Genomic DNA, 20538 nt, shown 5'->3' on the forward strand with positions numbered 1-20538 from the left:
ACATGCATTCAGAACTGCTTCGAAAAGCTAATCAAGTAATTGATCGACCATATAGTGAAATTCATGTAGGTGATACCGCTTCTTTTACAAGAGTGATTACAGAACAGGATATTCATGATTTTGCTACGTTAACAGAGGATGTTAATCCAATCCATATTGACGAGAAATTTGCTAAGGAAACGATGTTTAAAGGAAGAATTGCTCATGGTATGTTAACAGCCGGATTTATTTCGACCCTTATTGGAACATTGCTACCTGGAAAAAACGTTGTCTATTTAACGCAGAACTGTAAATTTACAGCACCTGTTAGAATTGGAGATACGTTGAAGATATCTGGTGAAATAGTTGAGAAGCGCCCTGAGAAAAAAATACTTTCTATCCAAACAGATGTTTATAACCAAAATAATGAAAAGGTCATTGAAGGAAATGCTGTTGTCATGAAGATGGAAGTTACTAATTAATTATTGAATGAAAGTAGGAAGGATTTACGTCTTATGCAGAAATGCGTGGGACGTTTTTTTTTTGCTTAGGAAATAAAAAAATACTTAAGCTGTGGATAAGTGAAGATTATTCAAAGAAGGGCAATGGTTCCGCGCACTACGAGTATAGCGCCAAGAAACCCACTTGTCACTATACTTTAAAACATATCACTGGCTTCGCACATAACTTTAAACAAGATGGCTTTGAGGTTTTTTGTTCTTTTGTATAAAGTTTCTGAATTTTGTCTAAGTTAGCTAGTATTCAGAATTTAATAGAGGAGAGAAAAAATGACAACTCGTACGAAAAAACGTTTAATTACCATTGGTAGCTTTGTGCTTGGGTTTGGATTCTTAGGAGCAATGGATGGAGTAATTTTTCACCAAATATTACAGTGGCATAGTGTTGTAATGGAAACTGATCGTTCGGGTCAAATACTAAGCGATGGAATTTTTCATTTTGCAACAACGATTACGTTAGTCATAGGTGGCGTCTTATTATGGCTTGCAGGGAATCCATCAGATCTATCAAGGGGGGGTAGATTACTTGTTGGAGGCTTCCTGATAGGTGGTGGAACATTTAATTTAATTGAGGGCGTTATCAATCACCATATACTTCAAATTCACCGCGTCCGGCCTGATGCTGCTAACCCATTAGCATATGATCTTGCTTTTCTTGCGTCAGGACTTATTTTGCTTATAATTGGTTACCTAATAAGAAGAAGTGGACAAAAAGAATCAGTGTCATTAGGAGCGTAGATAAGGAGGGATTATATGTATCGTATGAAAAGCTTTATGATCATTTTTAGCTTTGTTGCTGTTTTACTTCATTTACACCATGAAAACAGTCATTTCACCTCGGGGCATATGCATGTTGGATATGAAATACCAGAGGAAGTAGTCGTTCCTGTAATAGATGGTGAAATTAGACAAAATGATAAAGGTATGTGGTTTATTATGTTAAATACCAAACATTTTACATTTATGCCTGAAAAGGTAGGACATGAAGATATTGATTATCATGAAGGACATGCTCATTTGTATATTAATAACCAAAAAGTGGATAGTGTGTTTGGTAATTATTACAGCTTAGGCAGACTAGAAGAAGGTACATATGATATTAAAGTTTCACTTAATACACATAACCATAGACCATTTATATATAATGGAAATGAGATTGCTTTTACTGAAAGTATTGAAGTAAAAACTACAAGGTAAATAAAATCAATAATAGACGTTTTAAGCATGCATAATAAGGGTACTTTCATACAAAATAGACAATAGTAAGTTCTGTTTATTGATATGAAGGAGGGCCTATTATGGGGATTTTGGATAAGATAAAGAAAGCACTAGGTGGAAACGAGAATACAAGTGAACAGAAATCTTCAACGACAAATAATCAGCCTGAGACACAACCTGTTCCTACTGATAAAGGTATTATTATACCGATTACAGGAAGGCTATTACCGATTACCGATGTTCCTGATCAAGTGTTCTCTCAAAAGATGATGGGCGATGGCTTTGCAATTGAACCAACAAATGGAACTGTTTTAGCTCCAGTAGCAGGGAAAATTGTACAAGTGTTTCCGACAAAGCATGCTATTGGAATTGAGACATTAGATGGAACTGAGATTTTAATTCACTTTGGGATAGATACGGTCAACTTAAAGGGTGAAGGCTTTGAAACTTTTGTTAAGCAAGATGACCATGTAACACAGGGACAAAAACTTCTTGATGTTAATTTAGATTATGTAAAAGAGAATGCTCCATCAATAATTACACCGATTATCTTTACAAATTTAAAGGAAAACGAAATGGTTCGAATAGAGAAAGAAGGCTCTGTTGAGCGAGGCGATAAAGGATTAATATCAATTCAATCATAAGCTAATAAGTACTCAAGTTGCTAAATATGGTAATTTGAGTGCTTTTTATGTTGAGGAAAGAAAGCAGTAAAACACCATAACTTAGTTCTTTTACGTTTGGTGGTATAATAACAAAGAAGTAAATGAATTAAAGGTGATGTAAAATGGATGAATCAAAAGCAAATGAAATACTTGAAAAGCTCCGTAATGGTGTGGAAAATGAAGTAACAGTAACAAAAGAGGATTTTATGGATTTTAGGTCAGTTCTAATCAAGCAACCAGATAAAACTCACTTTAGAGGAAACGCTCAAAAGGGTGGATTAGTTATTTACACCTATCATGAAACGCCTCTATAAGAGTAGGTACAAGCAACTAATGATGTTCTAATTGTTAGTTGCTTGTAACGTAATATAAAACGATTGTAAGATGTGAACATTATGTATAGTTCTTCAGTGTTTGTTGATATAATCTATAAGCTCATGTATATTAATTCGTGGCTAACTATTATGATTTTTGGGAGTAGGGAATTTATGAATATGATTAATAATGAGCTTTTATTAGAAGCTTATTGGACAGCGATTCAATTAAATTTAGATAAAGAATTTGTATCAATTTTGGAAAAAGAAATTGTGAAAAGAAATATTAAAGATGACATTACTTTTATAAAAAGTGAATTAGTAAAAAATTAATTGTATAAATTTTTAAAAAATTAAAGGAGAAACTCTATTATGTATGGAATAGAGTTATTATGGTAAAGTGTATTTGCACAATAAAGGAAATATATCCTCTATTGTAGCTTACTATAAAAGGGGAATCTCAAACAGATGTTGGAAAAAATGTATAAGCAATTATTATTTGAATTTCGTTATAAACTGGGAAGAGAGTTATCCCAAAAGGAATTAGATTTTATTGCATGGATAAATGAGCGTCAATTTGAAGAAAACTACAAAAGAATGAAAAGTTCATAATAAATAATGTAAAACATGTAGCTAGGGATAATGCTATGTGTTTTTTTGTGCAGTCTACATAGTATATAATGGAATAGAATAGTTAGGTTAGATTTAGAAGAAGGTACATCAAGGAGGCTTTAACGTTGAAAACTTATCGGTTGTATTCTTTACGTTTACTGATTGGCAAAGAGAATGGTGTGCTGCAAAGGGATATCCCTTTGGTTGATGGATTAATCATAAATATGGAGGACAACGGAAAGAAGTGGCTACTTGACGCTGTAATCTCCAGTGATAAGAAATCGGTTTTTGAAGAGATAGAAACAAGTGAAAAATTTATATTAGAAGTCGTAATTACTAGTAAAAATAATCACCCAGCAACAATGGTGGCAAAAGTGAGGAAGCTAACAGAGTTATCTGTAAATGTTAGTGTCTTAATTGATGGTATATTAGTGAATAGAAAAGACGATATTGTTGATTTAGTCTTACAAGGAATGGTCGATGAGAATGTTTCGGGAGAATCTATCGTTCCCGAGCTTGAAAAAGAACCGAAACAAAACATAGAAAAAGAAAGTACACAATAAGTAAATCCCTAAAAAGTATGAACGTATGCTTTTTAGGGATTTTTTATGTCTTTTAATAAAGTGGTAAGTTTTGTATTAGCTTATTGTAGAATAGAACGAAGGAATTCATTCATACTAGTAGTAACTACAAGAAATTATTAAAAGTTGTTGAACTTTCTCAATAATGCTTAATTTGTTACTATCTAGGGGGAGCAGGGATGGAAGAAAAAAAAACAGGGGACCTTGTCTCAATAGCTTCGATTCCACTTATTATGACATTAGGAAATTCAATGTTAATTCCTGTTTTACCTGCTATAGAAAAGGAATTGAATATTTCCTCAGTACAAGTAAGTATGATAATTACTGTCTATTCTATTGTGGCGATTATTCTCATACCAATTGCGGGTTATTTATCAGATCGTTATGGCAGAAAGCCAATAATAATACCGAGTCTTATCATTGCTGGTATCGGTGGGCTTATTAGTGGTATGGCGTCCTGGCAAATAGAAGACCCTTATACGGTGATTATTCTTGGACGTGTCCTACAAGGTATTGGGGCTGCGGGAGCTTCACCAATTGTAATGCCTTTAGTTGGCGATATTTTTACGAAAGAAGCAGATGTAAGTAAAGGTTTAGGGATTATTGAAACATCTAATACATTTGGGAAAGTGTTAAGCCCTATTCTCGGTGCAGCACTTGCAGCAATTGTATGGTTTATGCCATTTTTTGCTTTTCCAGTATTTTGTGTCATTTCAATCATTATGATGATGTTTTTAGTAAAAACACCTAAAAAAACGGATAAACCTTTAGCCTTAAAAGATTTTCTTCACAGTATTAAAAATATATTTACGAACGAAGGACGTTGGCTATATGCAGTATTTGCTATAGGCTGTATTTGTATGTTTGTTATATTTGGTGTTCTTTTCTACTTATCGACGATGCTCGAGGAACAATACGGAATTGATGGCATTAAAAAAGGGATTATCCTTGCGATTCCACTGGCTGCTTTATGCTTATCATCCTATGTAACAGGGAAAGGAATTGGAGAAGAAAAGCTTAAAATGAAGTGGATGACAGTATTAGGTCTAGCATTATTAACAGCGTCAATTTTCTCCATTTCATTTTCAAAGGATATTTATTTACTCCTTACTGCTTTATTCTCTAGTGGAATAGGAATAGGTATTGTTTTACCTAGCTTAGATGCTCTTGTTACAGAAGGGATTGAGAAGGGCCAGAGAGGTACAATTACATCGATATATAGCAGTATGCGTTTTGTTGGGGTTGCATTAGGACCACCTATTTTCGCTGTCTTAATGAAAACATCACATTCCATTCTGTTTTTGTCTAATACACTTGTTTGTATTGCAGCTTTGCTAATTTCCATTATGGCAATCAAACCGAGTGAAGAGTAAGCGATGGACAACCTGTGTCATTTCTGCATAAAATGGTATATATGACAACTTGGTTGGGAGAGGCAAAGTATGAAAATATATTCTTTTTTAGATTTTCATCAACATCAAGTAGAACTTACTTTTTTAAGTGACATGACATTTGGGGTAGCGGGACATGTGTGGGTTGTATGTCGTTATCATCAGCAATGGTTACTGACATCACATCCAAGGCGTGGATTAGAGTTTCCAGGAGGAAAAATAGAAAAAGATGAAACGTCTGAACAGGCAGCTAGTAGGGAAGTTTATGAAGAAACAGGGGCCATTGTTAAAGAATTAACTTATATAGGACAATATAAAGTAGAAGAAGAAACTAGAACGATAATTAAGAATATTTACTTTGCGACGATTGAAACAATAGAGGAATTGGATAATTATTTTGAAACTAAGGGACCGGTTTTAGTAGATTTTCTTCCATCTGAGCTAAAAGAAGAAGGACGTTTTAGCTTCATTATGAAGGATGATGTTTTATCACGGACGTTAGAGGAATGTAGGAAAAGGCAGTTACTAATTGAAAGATAAATTAGAAGGGAATGTCGTCTCTAGGGACAGTTTGAAGAAAAGAAGCAATGGATTCGCTAGTTGCGCCTGTATATTAGAGAAGAGGACGGGACACAAGTCTTCAATAGAGGGTGCAATGGGCTCCGTTCGCTATGCGCCTTGAAAGGAGAAACCCAGTCCTTTCAAGGCTTTTAAAAGATGTAGCGATGCGAAGCTGGGACAAAAGGTACCTTTTGTTCCAGCTTCTTTTTAATGATGTTTAATAAGCTTTCTTTCAATGAACTCTACACCCTGATACATCAATGTTGCAAGAATTGCAATAACGATTAGACTTAATAAAACTAAGTTGAAGTTAAAGACTTGGAACCCGTAAATAATCATGTATCCTAGTCCTTGTTTTGATACAAGGAATTCACCAACGATTACCCCAACCCAAGATAAGCCAACATTAACTTTTAATGTTGAAATTATCGTAGGGAAGGATGCCGGTAAGATGGCTCCTTTAAACGACTGGACTTTCGTTGAACCGAAAGTTTGCATAACCTTGAGATAGTTTTCATCAACCTCTTTGAAGGATGAATAAACGACAATTGTTGTAATAACTACGGAGATAAGGGCACCCATTGCAATGATAGATGTAAAACCAGGACCTAAACTAACGATTAAGATTGGACCCAGTGCTATTTTTGGCATTGAATTTAGAATAACAAGATAGGGGTCAAGTACCTTTGAAAGGAAGGGGGACCACCAAAGGATAGCGGCAAATATCGTCCCAACCACGGTACCGATAATAAAACCTAATATCGTCTCAAACAAGGTAACACTCGTATGCACCCACAAGCTACCATCTGCAATTTTTTCAATAAATAAAGACCAAATACGAGTAGGCATACTAAATAGCAAAGGATCGAGCCACCGTTGTCTAGAGGCTAGCTCCCATATACTAAAAAAAGATACTAGTATGCTTATTTGGCAAAGGAAGATATAGAATTTTCTTTTTTTCAGTTTCTTTACATAGTCTTGGTGAAGCTTATCGACGTTATTGCTCAATGGTCTCCAGCTCCTTCCAAATTTCTTGAAACAGCTCTGTATATTCTTGACTGTTACGGGTTTCGAAAGGGAGCTGTTTTCGCAATGGCTTTGGTATAGTAAAAATACGATGAATACGACCAGGTCTTGCAGATAACATAATTACCCGGTCGCTCATAGCGATTGCTTCACCAATGTCGTGAGTAACAAGTACAGCTGTTTTGTGTTGTTCCTTTAATGTGTCAGATACGAGGTCTTCAAGCTTTAATTTTGTCTGGTAATCAAGAGCTGAAAATGGTTCGTCTAAGAGCATAACTTTTGGCTGTGTTGCAAGCATTCGAACGAGAGCAACTCGTTGTCTCATTCCTCCAGAAAGCTGAGAAGGGTAGTCTTTCTTTTTATCACCAAGTCCCATTTGCTCAAGAAGAGAAAAAGCATATTCTTTACTTTCGTTAGTTAAAGTACCCTTGATTTTCAATCCTAGTGTAATATTATTTTCAATAGTTAACCATGGGAAAAGATAATCCTGTTGTAACATATAACCAATTGTTGAGCTTCTTTCGCCAACAGACTGTCCGTCGACTGTGACTTTTCCTGTAGTAGGTTCTAGCAAGCCCGCAATAATTGATAGTAACGTTGTTTTCCCGCAGCCACTAGGGCCGAGGATAGAGATAAACTCTCCCTCCTCGATATCTAGTGAAATGTTTTCTAATGCGTTAGTAGCCGACTCTTTTGCTAGGTAAGTTAAGTTCACATTATCAACCGATAAAAAAGTCATCTGCTTCACCACCTATTGAGCTACTCGATTAGCAATGTCTGTATTCACTAAATCAAGATAATCTATACGTTTTGGAAGTTCACCAGAACTCTCCATAATATCCTGTAAATTATACCAAGCTGATTCTTTTAATAAAGGAGATGTTGCGTAGGAACCTTGACTCTTATAGCGTTCAACGACCTGCTCTACGACTTCAATTGATGTGTCATCAAAGAATGGCTGAACTGCTTTGGCAATCTCTTCAATTGAGCTAGCTTCAACCCATTGCTGTGCACGGTATAGAGCTTTAGTAAAGCGTTCGATAACATCTTCATTTTCCTCTATATAACTTTGCTTAGACATGAAAACAGTATAAGGAACTTCACCCGATTCTTCTCCTAAAGAAGCAATGACATGACCGATTCCTTCGTTCTCAAACATCGTTGCTTGTGGTTCAAATAACTGAACATATTCACCTGTTCCAGAAGCGAATGCACTAGGAATGTTTCCAAAGTCGATGTTCTGAATTAAATTTAAATCAGTTTGAGGATTGATGCCTTTTTGGCGTAGCACGTGCTCACCTACCATTTGTGGCATACCACCTTTTCGTTGACCTAGGAATGTACTTCCATTTAAATCATCCCATTCAAAATTATTTACCTGTTCTCTAGCGACTAAGAATGTACCGTCTGTTTGTGTGAGTTGTGCAAAATTTATTGCGGGATCATTTGGTTCCTGAGCATACACATAAATAGAGGTTTCAGCTCCGACTAATGCTATATCAGCTCCACCTGATAGGAGGGTAACCATTGTTTGATCTCCACCCCAAGTAGTTGTTAAATCAATCTCAATTCCTTCTTCTTCAAAGAATCCTTCACCAATCGCGATATATAAAGGAGCATAGAAGATTGAATGTGTTACCTCCGCAAGTCTAACCTTTTCCATATCGTTACTTGAGGATGAACACCCAGCAAGTAAAGAGCCTAAAATTAATAAACTGATCAATGAAAACAATGTAATTTTACGTTTCATTCTACTTTTCTCTCCTTTCAAACCTGTAGATAGGATAGTGTATGAAAGAGAGTAGTAATGTGTGTTTGCCCAGAGGGGGGAGAATTGAAATTCAAAATTATGAGTTATGAGTTATGAATTTGTGCTTTTAAATTTGTGGGAATTTTCTTTTCTCTTGGCAATTTGCAATTCTAAATTTTTCATTAAAAAAAACAGTCTAGGCGGAAAGGAGGCCACTGAAAAAGTCTCTATATTATAAAAAAAAGATATAGTACCTCAAAATTTGAGAGTGCTATATCTTTTTTACTGTATAATTAAATTATCAAATTCGAGTGGGTGGATACATTGATTCAACATCAACAAGTAAATTTAAGTCCTTATATGGCGATTTATGACATAGTCGTACCGAAAGATAATGTTTTGAGAAAAATAAATGACTTAGTCGATTTTTCTTTTGTATATGAAGAATTAGTAGATAAATATTGCCTTGATAATGGGCGTAATGCGATCCATCCTATTCGCATGTTCAAATACTTATTATTAAAATGTATCCACAACGTATCCGATGTTGATATTGTCGAACGCTCAAAATATGATATGTCATTCAAATATTTTTTAGATATGGCGCCAGAAGATCCAGTTATTGAGCCAAGTTCCTTAACGAAGTTTCGAAAACTGCGATTAAAGGATGTAAATTTATTAGACATGCTAATCAATAAAACGGTTGAGATCGCAATCGAAAAAGAAATTATAAAAAGCAAATCTATTATTGTAGATGCTACCCATACCCAGTCTCGTTACAATCAAAAATCAGCCAAAGAAGTGCTGGTTGATCGGTCTAAAAACCTAAGAAAGACGATTTATCAAGTAGATGAAACAATGAAAAGTAAATTTCCAACCAAGACAACATCAGATGTATTAGAAGATCAAATTGAATACTGTGAAAAGCTGATTAAAGTCATTGAAAAAGAAGAGGTTATTTGTGAATTCCCCAAAGTAAAAGAAAAATTAAACCTGCTTAAAGAAACTGTGGCTGATGATATTGAACATCTACAATTATCCAAAGATGAAGACGCAAAAACAGGACATAAAACAGTGGACTCCTCATTCTTTGGTTACAAAACACACATAGCCTTAAGCGAAGAAAGAATTATTACTGCGGCTGTTGTTACAACTGGAGAAAAGAATGACGGAAAGCAATTAGAAACCTTAATTGAAAAAAGTATGGAAGCTGGTATGGAAGTTGATACTGTGATTGGTGATGCCGCCTATTCAGAAAAAGGGAATATTGAATATACAAAAACAAACGAAATGAAGTTAATAGCTAAACTCAACCCTGTTGTCACACAAGGTAACCGAAAAAAAGAAGACGAATTTGAGTTTAATAAAGATGCTAGTATGTATGTTTGTAAGGCTGGACATATGGCTATTAGGAAAGCACGAACTGGAAAAAAAGGTGTAGCCACAAATCAAACACACACATATTACTTTAATGTAGAAAAATGTAAGGTATGTCCTATAAAAGAAGGATGTTATAAAGATGGAGCTAAAAGTAAGACTTATTCTGTGAGCATTAAATCGAATATACACAAAGAACAAATAGCCTTTCAAGAAAGCGATTATTTTAAAGAAAAATCAAAAGAAAGATATAAAATTGAAGCAAAAAACAGTGAATTAAAACACCGACACGGGTATGATGTAGCATCATCTTCGGGTCTTATTGGCATGGAACTACAAGGAGCTATGTCGATATTTACAGTTAATTTGAAAAGGATTTTGAAGTTAATAGGTTAACTAAATGAAAAATTTAGCTCTACATAAAATAAAAAAGAGACGAATACACCCATTTAATGGATATAATTTCGTCTCTTTTTTATTTCTCATTCTTTCGTCTCAAAAAACGGAAGTTTTTCAGTGGCCTCGGCGGAAAGCCTTGACTGTTTTTTTATTATACTAGTGGACCTGCGTTTCTAATTTCATCAGGTGCATCGAATTTTTTGAAGTTTTCTTTGAATTGTCCTGCTAGTTCTTTTGCTTTTGCGTCATACTCCTCAGGGTTATCCCAAGTTTGTTTTGGTTGAAGTACTTCATCAGGTACTCCTGGGCAATGAACTGGTACGTGTAATCCAAAAATATCATCTACAATCGTTTCAGCTGAGTTTAGCTCACCCTGTAGAGCAGCTTGAATCATTGCACGTGTGTATGGAAGGTTCATACGTTTTCCAACACCATACGGTCCACCAGACCAACCTGTGTTAACTAGGAATACTTGAGAATCGTGTTGTGTAATTTTCTCACCTAGCATTTCTGCATAACGACGTGCAGGAAGAGGTAAGAAAGGTGCTCCAAAACAAGTTGAGAATGTTGCTTCTGGAGATGTAATACCACGCTCAGTACCTGCTAATTTACTTGTGTATCCAGATAAGAAGTGGTACATAGCTTGCTCTTTTGTTAATTTACTGATTGGAGGTAATACGCCAAATGCATCAGCAGTTAAAAAGATAATTGTATTTGGGTGACCTGCAACACTTGGAATTAATGAGTTTGGAATCGCATCAAGAGAGTATGCTACACGAGTGTTTTCCGTTAGTGTTGTATCATCATAATCTGGAACTGCTGTTTTATCATCAAGAACAACGTTTTCTAATACTGACCCAAAACGAATCGCATTCCAAATTTCTGGCTCTTTTTCAGCAGATAGGTTGATACATTTCGCATAACATCCACCTTCGATATTGAAAACGCCGTTGTTTGACCAACCGTGCTCGTCATCACCAAGAAGGTGTCTGTTAGGATCAGCAGATAAAGTTGTTTTTCCTGTTCCTGAAAGACCGAAGAATAATGCTACATCTCCTTCTTTTCCAGCGTTAGCCGAACAGTGCATAGAAAGAACATCTTGCTCAGGTAGAAGGAAGTTCATAACTGAGAAGATAGACTTTTTCATTTCTCCAGCATATTCAGTTCCACCAATTAGAACGATTCTTTCTTCAAAAGAAACCATGATAAATGTTTCAGAACGAGTACCATCTACAGCAGGGTCTGCTTTAAAATTAGGTGCATAGATAACTGAGAAATCTGTATTGTGTGTTTTTAATTCTTCTTCAGTTGGACGAATGAATAATTGACCAGCGAAAAGGTTATGCCATGCAAATTCATTAATTACTTGAATTGATAAACGGTAATTAGGGTCAGCACCTGCAAAGGCACGAGAAACAAATAACTCTTCTCTGTTACCTAGGTAGTTAATAACTTTATGATATAGGTTTGTGAATACCTCTTTTTCGATCGGTTGGTTCACGTCGCCCCAATCAATTTTGTCTTTAATAGAGTCTTCCATTACAATATATTTATCTTTAGGAGAACGTCCTGTATATGTTCCTGTTGATACACTAAGGGCACCCGTTGCTGTAAGTGTACCTTCTTCTCTCATTAGTGATTTCTCAACTAATTTTGAAGCTGGAAGATCTAAAAGAACATTATCTCCTTTTAAAATTTGCTCTAATTCGGTTGCAAAACTAACTGTACTCATGGCAACAAAACCCTTTCTTCAAAAATTTTCTTTTATTATTTATAGATTATTAGATAGTATGAATGAATTTCTTAATGGAATTAGTATAACACATTATATTAAATAGTCTATACTAATATTTGAATTTATGTGACTAACTCTTAAATATTGAGAAAAGAGTGTAGACAACGCTCAGATTAAGTCTACTAAAGGTTGTTCAAAAAGTCTTGTTCTTTTAATTATGAAATTTGATAAATAAGTAATGCAACTTTTATTAACGATATGAAACTTTCATTCTAAAAATTGAGTGGTACCGTGTGTCTTCCTATAAAGAAGATATATGATAAGACTAAGTAAAAAGTATGTATATAATAAGGAAGAAACTGGTGTGCCTGACGTATCAATGTATGATATTGCTACGGTTTCAGCAGTAGTTTCAGCGTTAGTGACTGTGTTTGGAAACGCCTTTAATATCCCTAAAAAATATTAACTTAAATTAATCGGTAGCACTAGGAGTTAGCAATCCAATTGCACATCCTAAAACTACAAAGATGTCAACTAGTAAAGGTTGACATCTTTGTTTAACTACGTTATGATATGTCGCGAACGGATACTCTTATCCCGAGTTGGTGGAGGGACAGGCCCTATGAAACCCAGCAACCTACATCTAGATATAGATGGTAAGGTGCTAACCTGCAAGACATTTGTCTTGACCGATAAGAGGCGAAAGGTGACTATATTACCCTTTTTCTCAATATGGAAAAGGGTTTTTTCGCGAATAAGGGGAGATTTAGGTTCCCTAGCGCATAAAGAGGGCTGATATTAGATAACACTTTAGATAAGTGATCCTTATTCCTGTTTTCTTTATGATACACATCTGCCAGGTTTACTCACAATTTTTTAGTGGGAATGAGTGCCGTATCAAATTTTCGTACATCCTATATAATGAAAATAATAGGACTGTGCAAAGGAGGGTACAAATTAATGGAAAAGAAAAGAAGTCGACGTTTATTTACATCAGAGTCAGTAACTGAGGGTCACCCGGATAAAATTTGTGACCAAATTTCAGATGCGATACTTGATGAAATTTTGAGAAATGACCCGAATGCTCGTGTTGCTTGTGAAACATCTGTAACTACAGGACTTGTTCTTGTTGCTGGTGAGATTACAACGAGTACATATGTGGACATCCCGAAAATCGTACGTGAAACAGTAAAGGATATTGGCTATACACGTGCAAAGTATGGATTTGATTCAGAGACTTGTGCGGTATTAACGTCAATTGATGAGCAATCAGCTGATATTGCACAAGGTGTTGATAAAGCATTAGAAGCGCGTGAAGGACAAATGTCAGACGAAGAAATAGATGCTATCGGTGCAGGTGATCAGGGGTTAATGTTTGGTTATGCAAATAATGAAACAGATGAGTTAATGCCGTTACCGATTTCATTAGCACACAAAATCTCCCGTCGTTTAGCCGAGGTACGTAAAGAGGATATTCTTCCGTATCTTCGCCCTGATGGAAAAACGCAAGTGACTGTTGAATACGATGAAGACGGGGAGCCTGTTCGTGTAGAAACAATCGTTGTTTCTACACAACATCATCCAGAAATCTCATTAGAGCAGATTCAACGTAATATTAAAGAACATGTAATTCATCCTGTTGTTCCTTCTCATTTAATTGACGAGAACACAAAATACTTTATTAATCCAACTGGTCGTTTTGTTATCGGTGGACCTCAAGGGGATGCTGGTCTAACAGGACGTAAAATTATTGTTGATACGTATGGCGGTTATGCTCGTCATGGCGGCGGTGCATTCTCTGGTAAGGATCCTACAAAAGTGGACCGCTCAGCAGCGTATGCAGCACGTTATGTAGCGAAAAACATCGTTGCAGCTGGACTGGCAGATAAGTGTGAAGTACAGCTTGCGTATGCTATTGGTGTAGCGCAACCAGTATCAATTTCAATTGATACATTTGAAACAGGAAAGGTTTCTGAGGAAGTATTAGTAGAAGTTGTTCGTAATAACTTTGACTTACGTCCCGCAGGAATCATTAAAATGCTAGACTTACGGCGTCCGATTTACAAGCAAACAGCAGCATACGGACACTTTGGTCGAACTGATGTTGAACTTCCATGGGAACAAACAGATAAAGCAAAAGCATTGAGAGAGCAAGCGCTATCTTAAGAACGAAAAAGAATCCTACCATAGTGCCGGTAGGATTCTTTTTCGTTCAATTATGAATGATGAGTTATGAGTTATAAATTGCAAATTTAGAATTGCAAATTAATATGGCAATTCAAGCACAATTAAAGTGAGTAGGGAATGAAGCCAAAAAATAAAAGCTTGGCTAAATAAGTCAGCCAAGCTTTAAGAATTCCAATTTGCCATTAGCAATTAGCAATTCGAATTTTGCCATTTAATTCATAACTCATAACTCATAATTATTTCTTCTGAAGGCTCTTATACCACTGCCCCTTCTCCACATATTCTCGTCTGATTCTTGCCATGTCTTTTCGGTCTTCGTCGTTTAATTCTCTAACGACTTTGGCAGGTCTTCCGAAGGCAAGGGAGTTTGGTGGAATTTTCTTACCTTGTGGTACTAGACTTCCTGCTCCGATAAAGGCTCCTTCACCAACTTCTGCTCCGTCTAATACGATAGAGCCCATACCAATGAGACTATTTTTCTTTAGAGTACAGCTATGTAGGATTACTTGATGTCCGACAGTGACGTCGTCTTCGATGATCATCGAACATCGTGGGCTTTGATGAACGATTGAGTTATCTTGAATATTTACGCGGTCTCCTATTATTGTTGGGGATACATCTCCACGAATCACAGTGTTGAACCACACGCTCGACTCTTCGCCAATGGTGACATCTCCTGTTACAGTAGCGTAATCAGCAATAAAGGCACTTTCTGCAATGACAGGTGTCTTTCCTCCGTAAGGGTAAATCATGTTAGTCACAATCCTTTCTAATTGGTCAGTATTATTTTGAGCTAACCTTATACAAATTTGATATAGTTTCGCATAAAATAGGGGTAAAGAGTTTGGATTAAAGGGTACGTTTATCATGGATGAGTAAACTAGTGTAGGAAAAGTATTTCCACTACTGTTATAGTAAGTGTAACAAAATTTAGAAACGATGAGTAGCTAGATTCGACATAGATTAGGGGGAAAACAACAATGCAAACATGGTCGTGTAGTAATCCGAAAGCAACAATGATTATTGTACATGGAGCAGGAGAGCATCATCGCCGTTATGAATGGTTAGCGGAGCAATGGAATAGACAAGGTGTAGAAGTGATTATGGGTGATTTACCTGGACAAGGTAAGACAAGGGGAAAAAGGGGACATATACAGTCTTTTAAGCAATATATTGATACCGTTTATAGTTGGTATCAGGAGGCTGAGAAGTCTAATCTTCCTATCTTTATTCTTGGTCATAGTATGGGTGGTCTCGTAGTTATTAGAACAATAATCGAGAAGAAGTTAACTAATGTAAGTGGCGTTATTTTATCCTCTCCTTGTTTAGGGTTGGCGAAACCACCGTCAAAGTTTGTGTCCATTGCATCAAAGGCTTTTAATTATGTTGCTCCAAGCTTTAGTGCGCCATCGAATATTCGTTCACAAAATACAACGAGAAATGAAGAGGTTCGAGAACAATATTCAACAGATGAGTTAAGGGTCCGAAAGGTTTCTATTCGTTGGTATCAAGAATTACTAAAGGCTATTAGAATTAGTCATAGGGAAACAGATAAATGGAATTCAAACCTGCCATTATTAGTGCTGCAAGCAGGAGATGAACTAGTTACAGATAAAAATGCGGCAAAGCAATGGTTTAATACAATTGAATCACATGAAAAAATTTATAAAGAATGGTCAGGGCTATATCATGAGCTGTTTAATGAACCTGAGAGGAACGATGTTTTTACTTATGCAAAAGGGTTCGTTCAACAAAAGCTGTAAGGAGGATTAGAGATTGGGAGTTCCTACTCAACCGTGGACATTGATGTTCAGTGTATACAAAAAAGTCATTCCAAAGGTACATCATTATTTAGATAGTTGGAAGGAAAAGGCTAGTCAAATTCCAAATGAAGAATTAAGAACACAAGCGCTAGATAGCATAGAGAAGAAAACCTTTCATTGTGAAGGTGGGGGAATCTATGGATTACTTGGTGAGGAGAACATCGACCAGGTCATTCGCTTCATAGTTGCATACCAAACGATTAGTGACTATTTAGATAACCTTTGTGATCGGAGCACGTCGCTTGATCCCGTTGATTTTAGAGCATTACATGAATCGTTGCTTCACGCATTAACCCCAGGAGCAGAACCGGCTAATTATTACCGGTATCGTGAGGAACAAGACGATGCCGGCTATTTACAATCTCTCGTACGTACATGCCAGGAAGTATTAGAGAGCCTTCCTGCTTATGAAATAATATCTGAGGGGCTTCATGAACTAGCAGGTTATTATTGTGATTTACAAGTGTATAAGCATGTAAAAAAAGAAGACCGTGTACCGCTACTTGAAGAGTGGTTTGAAAAGCATAAAGAAAGCGTACCTGAAATGTCATGGTATGAGTTTTCTGCTTGTGCAGGTTCTACATTAGGTGTTTTTTGCCTAGTTGCTTATGCAACGGATAAGGGATTGTCTTTAGACACAGCAAAAAGGGTAAAAGAGGGATATTTTCCGTGGGTTCAAGGATTACATATTTTATTAGACTATTTCATAGATCAAGAGGAAGACCGCATTGGTGGAGATTTAAACTTTTGTTTTTATTATGAAAGTGAAGATGAAATGATTCGACGTTTTCGTCATTTTGCAAAACAGGCAGAAGAAAGCATTGAAAAATTACCTAATCAAAAGTTTCATTATCTTATAAATAGAGGACTAACAGCTATTTATTTGGCAGACGAAAAAGTTCAGAAACAAAAGAGAGTGAAGGAAACCGCAAAGAAAATGATTCGGTTTGGCGGTGTACCGACTATTTTCTTCTACTTAAATAGTTGGATATTTCGAAGGTTATAGAATATAGCTCTGTGCAATTTATAATTTGCAATACTAAATTGATTTTTACTTATATCTAGACAGACTATTGGTGAGTAAGCTGAAAAAATCAGCCTTTCACTTTTTCAGCTTACTTCTATCGGTGGTCTGCCTTTTCTTTATTTTTATATCCATCTACAACTATATCAAGTTTACCTGTATCTGGACAAATGACTAGACCGTGTACGGGAATGTTATTTGGAAGAAGTGGGTGCTCTTTGACCATAAGTACACTATGTTCAACACTTTCTTCTACCTGTGTAAACCCTGTTAACCAGCTATTTATATCTAGCCCTGTAAATTCTAAAGTGTGAATAGTTTCATCGGATATTCCTTTTTCTTTTACTTTTTTTAGTACTGAATCAGGCTTTAATCCAGCCATTCCGCACTCGTGATGACCGACAATACAGACTTCTTCTGCCTTTAATTCATAGATAGCTATAATAATACTTCTCATTACACTGCCGAAAGGATGAGTAATGACTGCCCCAGCATTTTTGATGACCTTTGCATCTCCGTTACGTAAATTCATTGCTTGAGGGAGAAGTGTTGTTAGGCGAGTATCCATACAAGTCAGGACAACTAGCTTTTTATTAGGGTATTTTGTTGTTCGATAAGGCTCATATTTTTTCTCATTAACAAATGATTTATTATATTCCAATATTGAATCGATAATGGACAAGAAATCTCCCCCTATTGGTGTCTATACCAATAGTTTCATAGAAGTCAAAAGTGATGTCAAGGAAAATATTACCTCTTTTCGATTGCTACAATAAATGGAGGATTGTTCGTTTGATTTGTAAATTTATACTGAAGAACGTGTGCTTCCTTCTGGTCTATATTATTGACGTAATCAAGAACTACATCTCGTTCTAGCTTTCCTTCATCATGACCATGATAAATAACTAGAATAATCAAACCTTCTTTTGGCATATGTTCAAATAGTTGATTGATGGCAGACAGCGTTGTTGTCGGTTGAGTAACTATTGTTTTATCGCTTCCAGGTAAATAGCCAAGATTGAAAATAGATCCTTTTATTCTTTTTAAATCGTCTTCGGGAATTGATTGTGATAGTTCTTCATGACCTTTGCAAAATAACGTAACTTGTCCATCTAACTCTTGTTCTTCTAGTCTTTTTTTTGTTGCTACTATAGCTGTTTCTTGAACGTCAAAGCTGTAGACATGGCCTTCTTTACCGGTGAGAGTAGCTAAGAAAGCAGTGTCGTGACCGTTGCCTGCTGTACAATCAACTGCAATATCACCAGGGCCTACAGATTTTTCAAGTAAGAAGCGTGCGAAAGGAAGAATGCCTAATAGCTTCATTTGTTTATCACACCTACTTGTTTATAATGTTTCCCTTGCCATGAATTACGGCGGACAAGTTCTGCTTCAATTCCGTTAAGAGAGTCCCATTTTTTTAAGCTCCACATAGGGCCTATCATTAAATCGGCAGGTCCATCACCAGTTAAGCGATGAATAATTATGTCAGGTGGTAAAATTTCTAACTGGTCGACAACAAGATTAATGTAAGTTTCTATATCTAAGAACTCAAGCAGGCCTTTTTCATACTGCTTTACCATTGGAGTTTTCTTCATTAAATGCAATAGATGAATTTTAATTCCTTGAACATCTAGTTTTGCTACTTCCTTCGCAGTTTCTAACATCATTTCTGGAGTTTCTAACGGTAAGCCGTTGATAATATGAGAGCAAACGCGGATGCCATGCTTTCTTAATTTGTTTACTCCATCAATATAACACTGAAAATCATGAGCGCGGTTAATGAGGTCTGCAGTTTGTTGATGGACAGTTTGAAGACCTAATTCGACCCATAGATACGTACGTTTATTCAGTTCTGCTAAATATTCAACAACATCATCAGGAAGACAGTCAGGACGTGTAGCAATCGATAGTCCAACAACACCATCTTGCTCTAAAATAAGCTCATACATTTCCTTTAGCTCTTCTACTGGTGCATACGTATTACTGTAAGCTTGAAAATAGCCAATATATTTTCCGGTTTTCCATTTTTTGTGCATTCTTTCTTTAATCGTATGGAATTGAGTAATTAAATCATCTCTTCGATCCCCGGCAAAATCTCCAGAGCCTCTTTCACTACAAAATGTACAACCTCCACTTGCGACATTCCCATCCCGGTTTGGACAGTCAAATCCTCCATCAAGTGGAATCTTAAATACCTTCTCACCGAATTGCTGGCGTAAGTGGTAATTCCAAGAGTGGTAACGCTTTTCACCGAAGAGAAGAGGTGTTAAATTCTCTTGATTACTCATGTAAATCTCCCTTTCCAGAAAGCTTATTTATGATTTTTAATAATGTTAGCGACGTTTGATATTGCAGTATCTATTTCATTTTTTCCTATGTGATAGTGCGTTGTAAATCGGATAGTGTAAGGTCCAAAGGCGACAGCTAGAATGCCATTTTCCTTTAGCTCAGATAGAAACTGTTCTGCTGTTAGAGTAGTTTGTTCTACATTAACTAGAACAATATTTGTTTCTACTTTGTTTTCAATTGATAAACCATCAATATTAGCAAAACCGTTTGCTAGCCTTTGTGCATTTTCATGGTCCTCAGATAAACGGTCAACCATTGTTGTTAAAGCAATAAGACCAGGTGCAGCAAGTACTCCAGCTTGGCGCCAGCCACCACCTAATCGTTTTCTCCATTTACGAGCTTTTTCAATAAAAGCATTACTTCCAGCTAGTAGTGAACCAACAGGTGCTGCAAGTCCCTTTGATAAACAGACTTGAACTGTATCAGTATAATCTGCAAAAGCTGAAATTGGCTGGTTGCAAGCAACTGCGGCATTAAATAGTCTAGCTCCATCCAAGTGTAGAGGGACTTGATGTTCAACGGCTACTTGATACATAGCTTCCATCGATGAAAGAGGAACAACTGCCCCACCACCACGATTATGGGTATTTTCGATACAAATTAATCCTGTCTCAGGGAAGTGAATGTCATTTGGTCGAATCATTTCTTTTAATTTTATCGGATCTATAGCGCCTCTATTTCCTTTAATTGTGCGTGGTTGCACACCAGCTAAAGCAGAAATGGCTGCACCTTCGTAATAAACAATATGAGCATCTTCATCTATAATAATTTCTTGTCCAGGGTCGCAGTGAGCTAGAACAGCTAATTGATTCCCTTGTGTTCCACTTGTTACAAATAAAGCAGATTCTTTTCCTAACAACTGTGCTGCTGTTTCTTCAAGCTTTATTATTGTTGGGTCTTCGCGGTAAACATCATCACCAACCTCAGCAGAAAACATTGCCTGTCTCATTTCAGTTGTCGGTTTAGTTACTGTATCACTTCGTAAATCGATAATCGTCATAATTACCACACCTCTCTATGTTTCTATGC

The 20538-nt window shown here is 36.3% G+C and carries 23 protein-coding genes, 1 pseudogene and 1 riboswitch; of the genes and pseudogenes, 15 read left to right on the forward strand and 9 right to left on the reverse strand.

Going from position 1 to position 20538, the window contains the following annotated elements; genetic code table 11:
- The first annotated feature begins 2 nt into the window (after positions 1 to 2).
- The 10 genes and pseudogenes from CD003_RS17795 (at position 3) to ytkD (ending at position 5818) form a co-directional block, all read left to right on the forward strand.
- Positions 3 to 461: a MaoC family dehydratase gene (locus CD003_RS17795; RefSeq protein ID WP_096202591.1), complete on the forward strand. Its 459-nt coding sequence runs from the start codon at positions 3 to 5 to the stop codon at positions 459 to 461.
- A gap of 306 nt (positions 462 to 767) precedes the next feature.
- Entirely contained in the window at positions 768 to 1235 is a 468-nt protein-coding gene (locus CD003_RS17800; RefSeq protein ID WP_096202592.1) for a DUF2243 domain-containing protein, read from the forward strand.
- A 15-nt stretch (positions 1236 to 1250) separates the two neighbouring features.
- A complete protein-coding gene (locus CD003_RS17805; protein ID WP_096202593.1) occupies positions 1251 to 1694 on the forward strand; it encodes a hypothetical protein in 444 nt (147 codons plus the stop codon).
- 158 nt (positions 1695 to 1852) lie between these two features.
- A pseudogene (locus CD003_RS17810) lies at positions 1853 to 2359 on the forward strand (PTS sugar transporter subunit IIA); the annotation flags it as partial.
- Between the two features lie 143 nt (positions 2360 to 2502).
- The gene (locus CD003_RS17815) at positions 2503 to 2694 is read left to right on the forward strand and encodes a hypothetical protein (protein WP_096202595.1); all 192 of its coding nucleotides are present in this window, start codon (positions 2503 to 2505) and stop codon (positions 2692 to 2694) included.
- A 174-nt stretch (positions 2695 to 2868) separates the two neighbouring features.
- The gene (locus CD003_RS21560) at positions 2869 to 3027 is read left to right on the forward strand and encodes a sporulation histidine kinase inhibitor Sda (protein ID WP_142302892.1); all 159 of its coding nucleotides are present in this window, start codon (positions 2869 to 2871) and stop codon (positions 3025 to 3027) included.
- A gap of 135 nt (positions 3028 to 3162) precedes the next feature.
- The gene (locus CD003_RS22010; RefSeq protein ID WP_179295613.1) at positions 3163 to 3306 is read left to right on the forward strand and encodes a hypothetical protein; all 144 of its coding nucleotides are present in this window, start codon (positions 3163 to 3165) and stop codon (positions 3304 to 3306) included.
- Between the two features lie 125 nt (positions 3307 to 3431).
- On the forward strand, positions 3432 to 3869 hold the full coding sequence (locus CD003_RS17825; protein ID WP_179295614.1) for a YwpF family protein: 438 nt from the start codon (positions 3432 to 3434) through the stop codon (positions 3867 to 3869).
- 197 nt (positions 3870 to 4066) lie between these two features.
- Complete coding sequence (locus CD003_RS17830) at positions 4067 to 5260, forward strand: MFS transporter (RefSeq protein ID WP_096202598.1); 1194 nt, start codon at positions 4067 to 4069, stop codon at positions 5258 to 5260.
- A 75-nt stretch (positions 5261 to 5335) separates the two neighbouring features.
- Complete coding sequence (gene ytkD, locus CD003_RS17835; protein ID WP_096202844.1) at positions 5336 to 5818, forward strand: RNA deprotection pyrophosphohydrolase; 483 nt, start codon at positions 5336 to 5338, stop codon at positions 5816 to 5818.
- 228 nt (positions 5819 to 6046) lie between these two features.
- Here ytkD and CD003_RS17840 read toward each other — a convergent pair whose 3' ends face one another.
- Genes CD003_RS17840 through CD003_RS17850 form a run of 3 tightly spaced genes read right to left on the reverse strand, consistent with a single transcriptional unit; the run spans position 6047 to position 8615 of the window.
- The gene (locus tag CD003_RS17840; RefSeq protein WP_096202599.1) at positions 6047 to 6847 is read right to left on the reverse strand and encodes an ABC transporter permease; all 801 of its coding nucleotides are present in this window, start codon (positions 6845 to 6847) and stop codon (positions 6047 to 6049) included.
- Positions 6837 to 7604 (reverse strand): ABC transporter ATP-binding protein, encoded by a 768-nt coding sequence (locus CD003_RS17845; RefSeq protein ID WP_096202600.1) that lies wholly within the window; start codon positions 7602 to 7604, stop codon positions 6837 to 6839. Before CD003_RS17845 ends, CD003_RS17840 begins: the two co-directional genes overlap by 11 nt.
- A 12-nt stretch (positions 7605 to 7616) precedes the next feature.
- Positions 7617 to 8615 (reverse strand): ABC transporter substrate-binding protein, encoded by a 999-nt coding sequence (locus tag CD003_RS17850; protein ID WP_096202601.1) that lies wholly within the window; start codon positions 8613 to 8615, stop codon positions 7617 to 7619.
- A 324-nt stretch (positions 8616 to 8939) separates the two neighbouring features.
- Between CD003_RS17850 and CD003_RS17855 the strand changes: the two genes are divergently transcribed.
- Positions 8940 to 10388, forward strand: coding sequence for an IS1182 family transposase (locus CD003_RS17855; RefSeq protein ID WP_142302866.1), 1449 nt, complete (start codon positions 8940 to 8942; stop codon positions 10386 to 10388).
- A gap of 154 nt (positions 10389 to 10542) precedes the next feature.
- Here CD003_RS17855 and pckA read toward each other — a convergent pair whose 3' ends face one another.
- Positions 10543 to 12123 (reverse strand): phosphoenolpyruvate carboxykinase (ATP), encoded by a 1581-nt coding sequence (gene pckA / locus CD003_RS17860; protein ID WP_096202602.1) that lies wholly within the window; start codon positions 12121 to 12123, stop codon positions 10543 to 10545.
- Between the two features lie 367 nt (positions 12124 to 12490).
- On the opposite strand from pckA, the gene CD003_RS22095 reads away from it, so the two are divergent.
- Both CD003_RS22095 and metK read left to right on the forward strand, forming a co-directional pair.
- Positions 12491 to 12592 carry an HpcH/HpaI aldolase/citrate lyase family protein gene (locus CD003_RS22095; RefSeq protein WP_218838266.1) on the forward strand — a complete coding sequence of 34 codons (102 nt, stop codon included), beginning with the start codon at positions 12491 to 12493 and terminating at the stop codon, positions 12590 to 12592.
- A gap of 123 nt (positions 12593 to 12715) precedes the next feature.
- A riboswitch (SAM riboswitch) is annotated at positions 12716 to 12825 on the forward strand.
- Positions 12826 to 13086: 261 nt separating this feature from the next.
- Positions 13087 to 14292 carry a methionine adenosyltransferase gene (gene metK / locus CD003_RS17865; protein ID WP_096202603.1) on the forward strand — a complete coding sequence of 402 codons (1206 nt, stop codon included), beginning with the start codon at positions 13087 to 13089 and terminating at the stop codon, positions 14290 to 14292.
- A 257-nt stretch (positions 14293 to 14549) separates the two neighbouring features.
- Here the strand turns inward: metK and CD003_RS17870 are convergent, their stop codons facing one another.
- On the reverse strand, positions 14550 to 15065 hold the full coding sequence (locus CD003_RS17870) for a gamma carbonic anhydrase (RefSeq protein WP_096202604.1): 516 nt from the start codon (positions 15063 to 15065) through the stop codon (positions 14550 to 14552).
- A gap of 228 nt (positions 15066 to 15293) precedes the next feature.
- Here CD003_RS17870 and CD003_RS17875 point away from each other — a divergent pair, with 228 nt between their 5' ends.
- Positions 15294 to 16076 carry an alpha/beta hydrolase gene (locus CD003_RS17875; protein ID WP_096202605.1) on the forward strand — a complete coding sequence of 261 codons (783 nt, stop codon included), beginning with the start codon at positions 15294 to 15296 and terminating at the stop codon, positions 16074 to 16076.
- Between the two features lie 13 nt (positions 16077 to 16089).
- Positions 16090 to 17142, forward strand: a complete 1053-nt coding sequence (locus tag CD003_RS17880; protein WP_096202606.1) for a tetraprenyl-beta-curcumene synthase family protein — start codon at positions 16090 to 16092, stop codon at positions 17140 to 17142.
- A 115-nt stretch (positions 17143 to 17257) separates the two neighbouring features.
- On the opposite strand, the gene CD003_RS17885 is transcribed toward CD003_RS17880, so the two are convergent.
- The 4 genes from CD003_RS17885 to ltaE all read right to left on the reverse strand — a co-directional run bounded on the left by CD003_RS17885 (position 17258) and on the right by ltaE (position 20503).
- Positions 17258 to 17842, reverse strand: a complete 585-nt coding sequence (locus tag CD003_RS17885) for a beta-class carbonic anhydrase (protein ID WP_096202607.1) — start codon at positions 17840 to 17842, stop codon at positions 17258 to 17260.
- Between the two features lie 68 nt (positions 17843 to 17910).
- Positions 17911 to 18483 (reverse strand): class I SAM-dependent methyltransferase, encoded by a 573-nt coding sequence (locus CD003_RS17890; RefSeq protein ID WP_096202608.1) that lies wholly within the window; start codon positions 18481 to 18483, stop codon positions 17911 to 17913.
- Positions 18480 to 19448: a TIGR01212 family radical SAM protein gene (locus tag CD003_RS17895; RefSeq protein ID WP_096202609.1), complete on the reverse strand. Its 969-nt coding sequence runs from the start codon at positions 19446 to 19448 to the stop codon at positions 18480 to 18482. The genes CD003_RS17890 and CD003_RS17895 overlap by 4 nt, the downstream gene beginning before the upstream one ends.
- A 23-nt stretch (positions 19449 to 19471) precedes the next feature.
- Entirely contained in the window at positions 19472 to 20503 is a 1032-nt protein-coding gene (ltaE, locus tag CD003_RS17900) for a low-specificity L-threonine aldolase (RefSeq protein WP_096202845.1), read from the reverse strand.
- Positions 20504 to 20538: the final 35 nt, after the last annotated feature.

Origin of the sequence: Bacillus sp. FJAT-45350 (assembly GCF_002335805.1) — a bacterium.
Taxonomy (GTDB): domain Bacteria; phylum Bacillota; class Bacilli; order Bacillales; family NISU01; genus FJAT-45350.

Excerpts from the sequence above, each read along its gene's own strand:
- CD003_RS17890 (WP_096202608.1), bottom strand. The coding sequence starts at position 18,483 with ATGAAGCTATTAGGCATTCTTCCTTTCGCACGCTTCTTACTTGAAAAA.
- CD003_RS17805 (WP_096202593.1), top strand. The coding sequence starts at position 1,251 with ATGTATCGTATGAAAAGCTTTATGATCATTTTTAGCTTTGTTGCTGTT.
- CD003_RS17830 (WP_096202598.1), top strand. The coding sequence starts at position 4,067 with ATGGAAGAAAAAAAAACAGGGGACCTTGTCTCAATAGCTTCGATTCCA.
- CD003_RS17800 (WP_096202592.1), top strand. The coding sequence starts at position 768 with ATGACAACTCGTACGAAAAAACGTTTAATTACCATTGGTAGCTTTGTG.
- CD003_RS17850 (WP_096202601.1), bottom strand. The coding sequence starts at position 8,615 with ATGAAACGTAAAATTACATTGTTTTCATTGATCAGTTTATTAATTTTA.
- metK (WP_096202603.1), top strand. The coding sequence starts at position 13,087 with ATGGAAAAGAAAAGAAGTCGACGTTTATTTACATCAGAGTCAGTAACT.
- CD003_RS17795 (WP_096202591.1), top strand. The coding sequence starts at position 3 with ATGCATTCAGAACTGCTTCGAAAAGCTAATCAAGTAATTGATCGACCA.
- CD003_RS17815 (WP_096202595.1), top strand. The coding sequence starts at position 2,503 with ATGGATGAATCAAAAGCAAATGAAATACTTGAAAAGCTCCGTAATGGT.
- CD003_RS21560 (WP_142302892.1), top strand. The coding sequence starts at position 2,869 with ATGAATATGATTAATAATGAGCTTTTATTAGAAGCTTATTGGACAGCG.
- CD003_RS17895 (WP_096202609.1), bottom strand. The coding sequence starts at position 19,448 with ATGAGTAATCAAGAGAATTTAACACCTCTTCTCTTCGGTGAAAAGCGT.
- CD003_RS17845 (WP_096202600.1), bottom strand. The coding sequence starts at position 7,604 with ATGACTTTTTTATCGGTTGATAATGTGAACTTAACTTACCTAGCAAAA.
- CD003_RS17875 (WP_096202605.1), top strand. The coding sequence starts at position 15,294 with ATGCAAACATGGTCGTGTAGTAATCCGAAAGCAACAATGATTATTGTA.
- pckA (WP_096202602.1), bottom strand. The coding sequence starts at position 12,123 with ATGAGTACAGTTAGTTTTGCAACCGAATTAGAGCAAATTTTAAAAGGA.
- CD003_RS17870 (WP_096202604.1), bottom strand. The coding sequence starts at position 15,065 with ATGATTTACCCTTACGGAGGAAAGACACCTGTCATTGCAGAAAGTGCC.
- CD003_RS22010 (WP_179295613.1), top strand. The coding sequence starts at position 3,163 with ATGTTGGAAAAAATGTATAAGCAATTATTATTTGAATTTCGTTATAAA.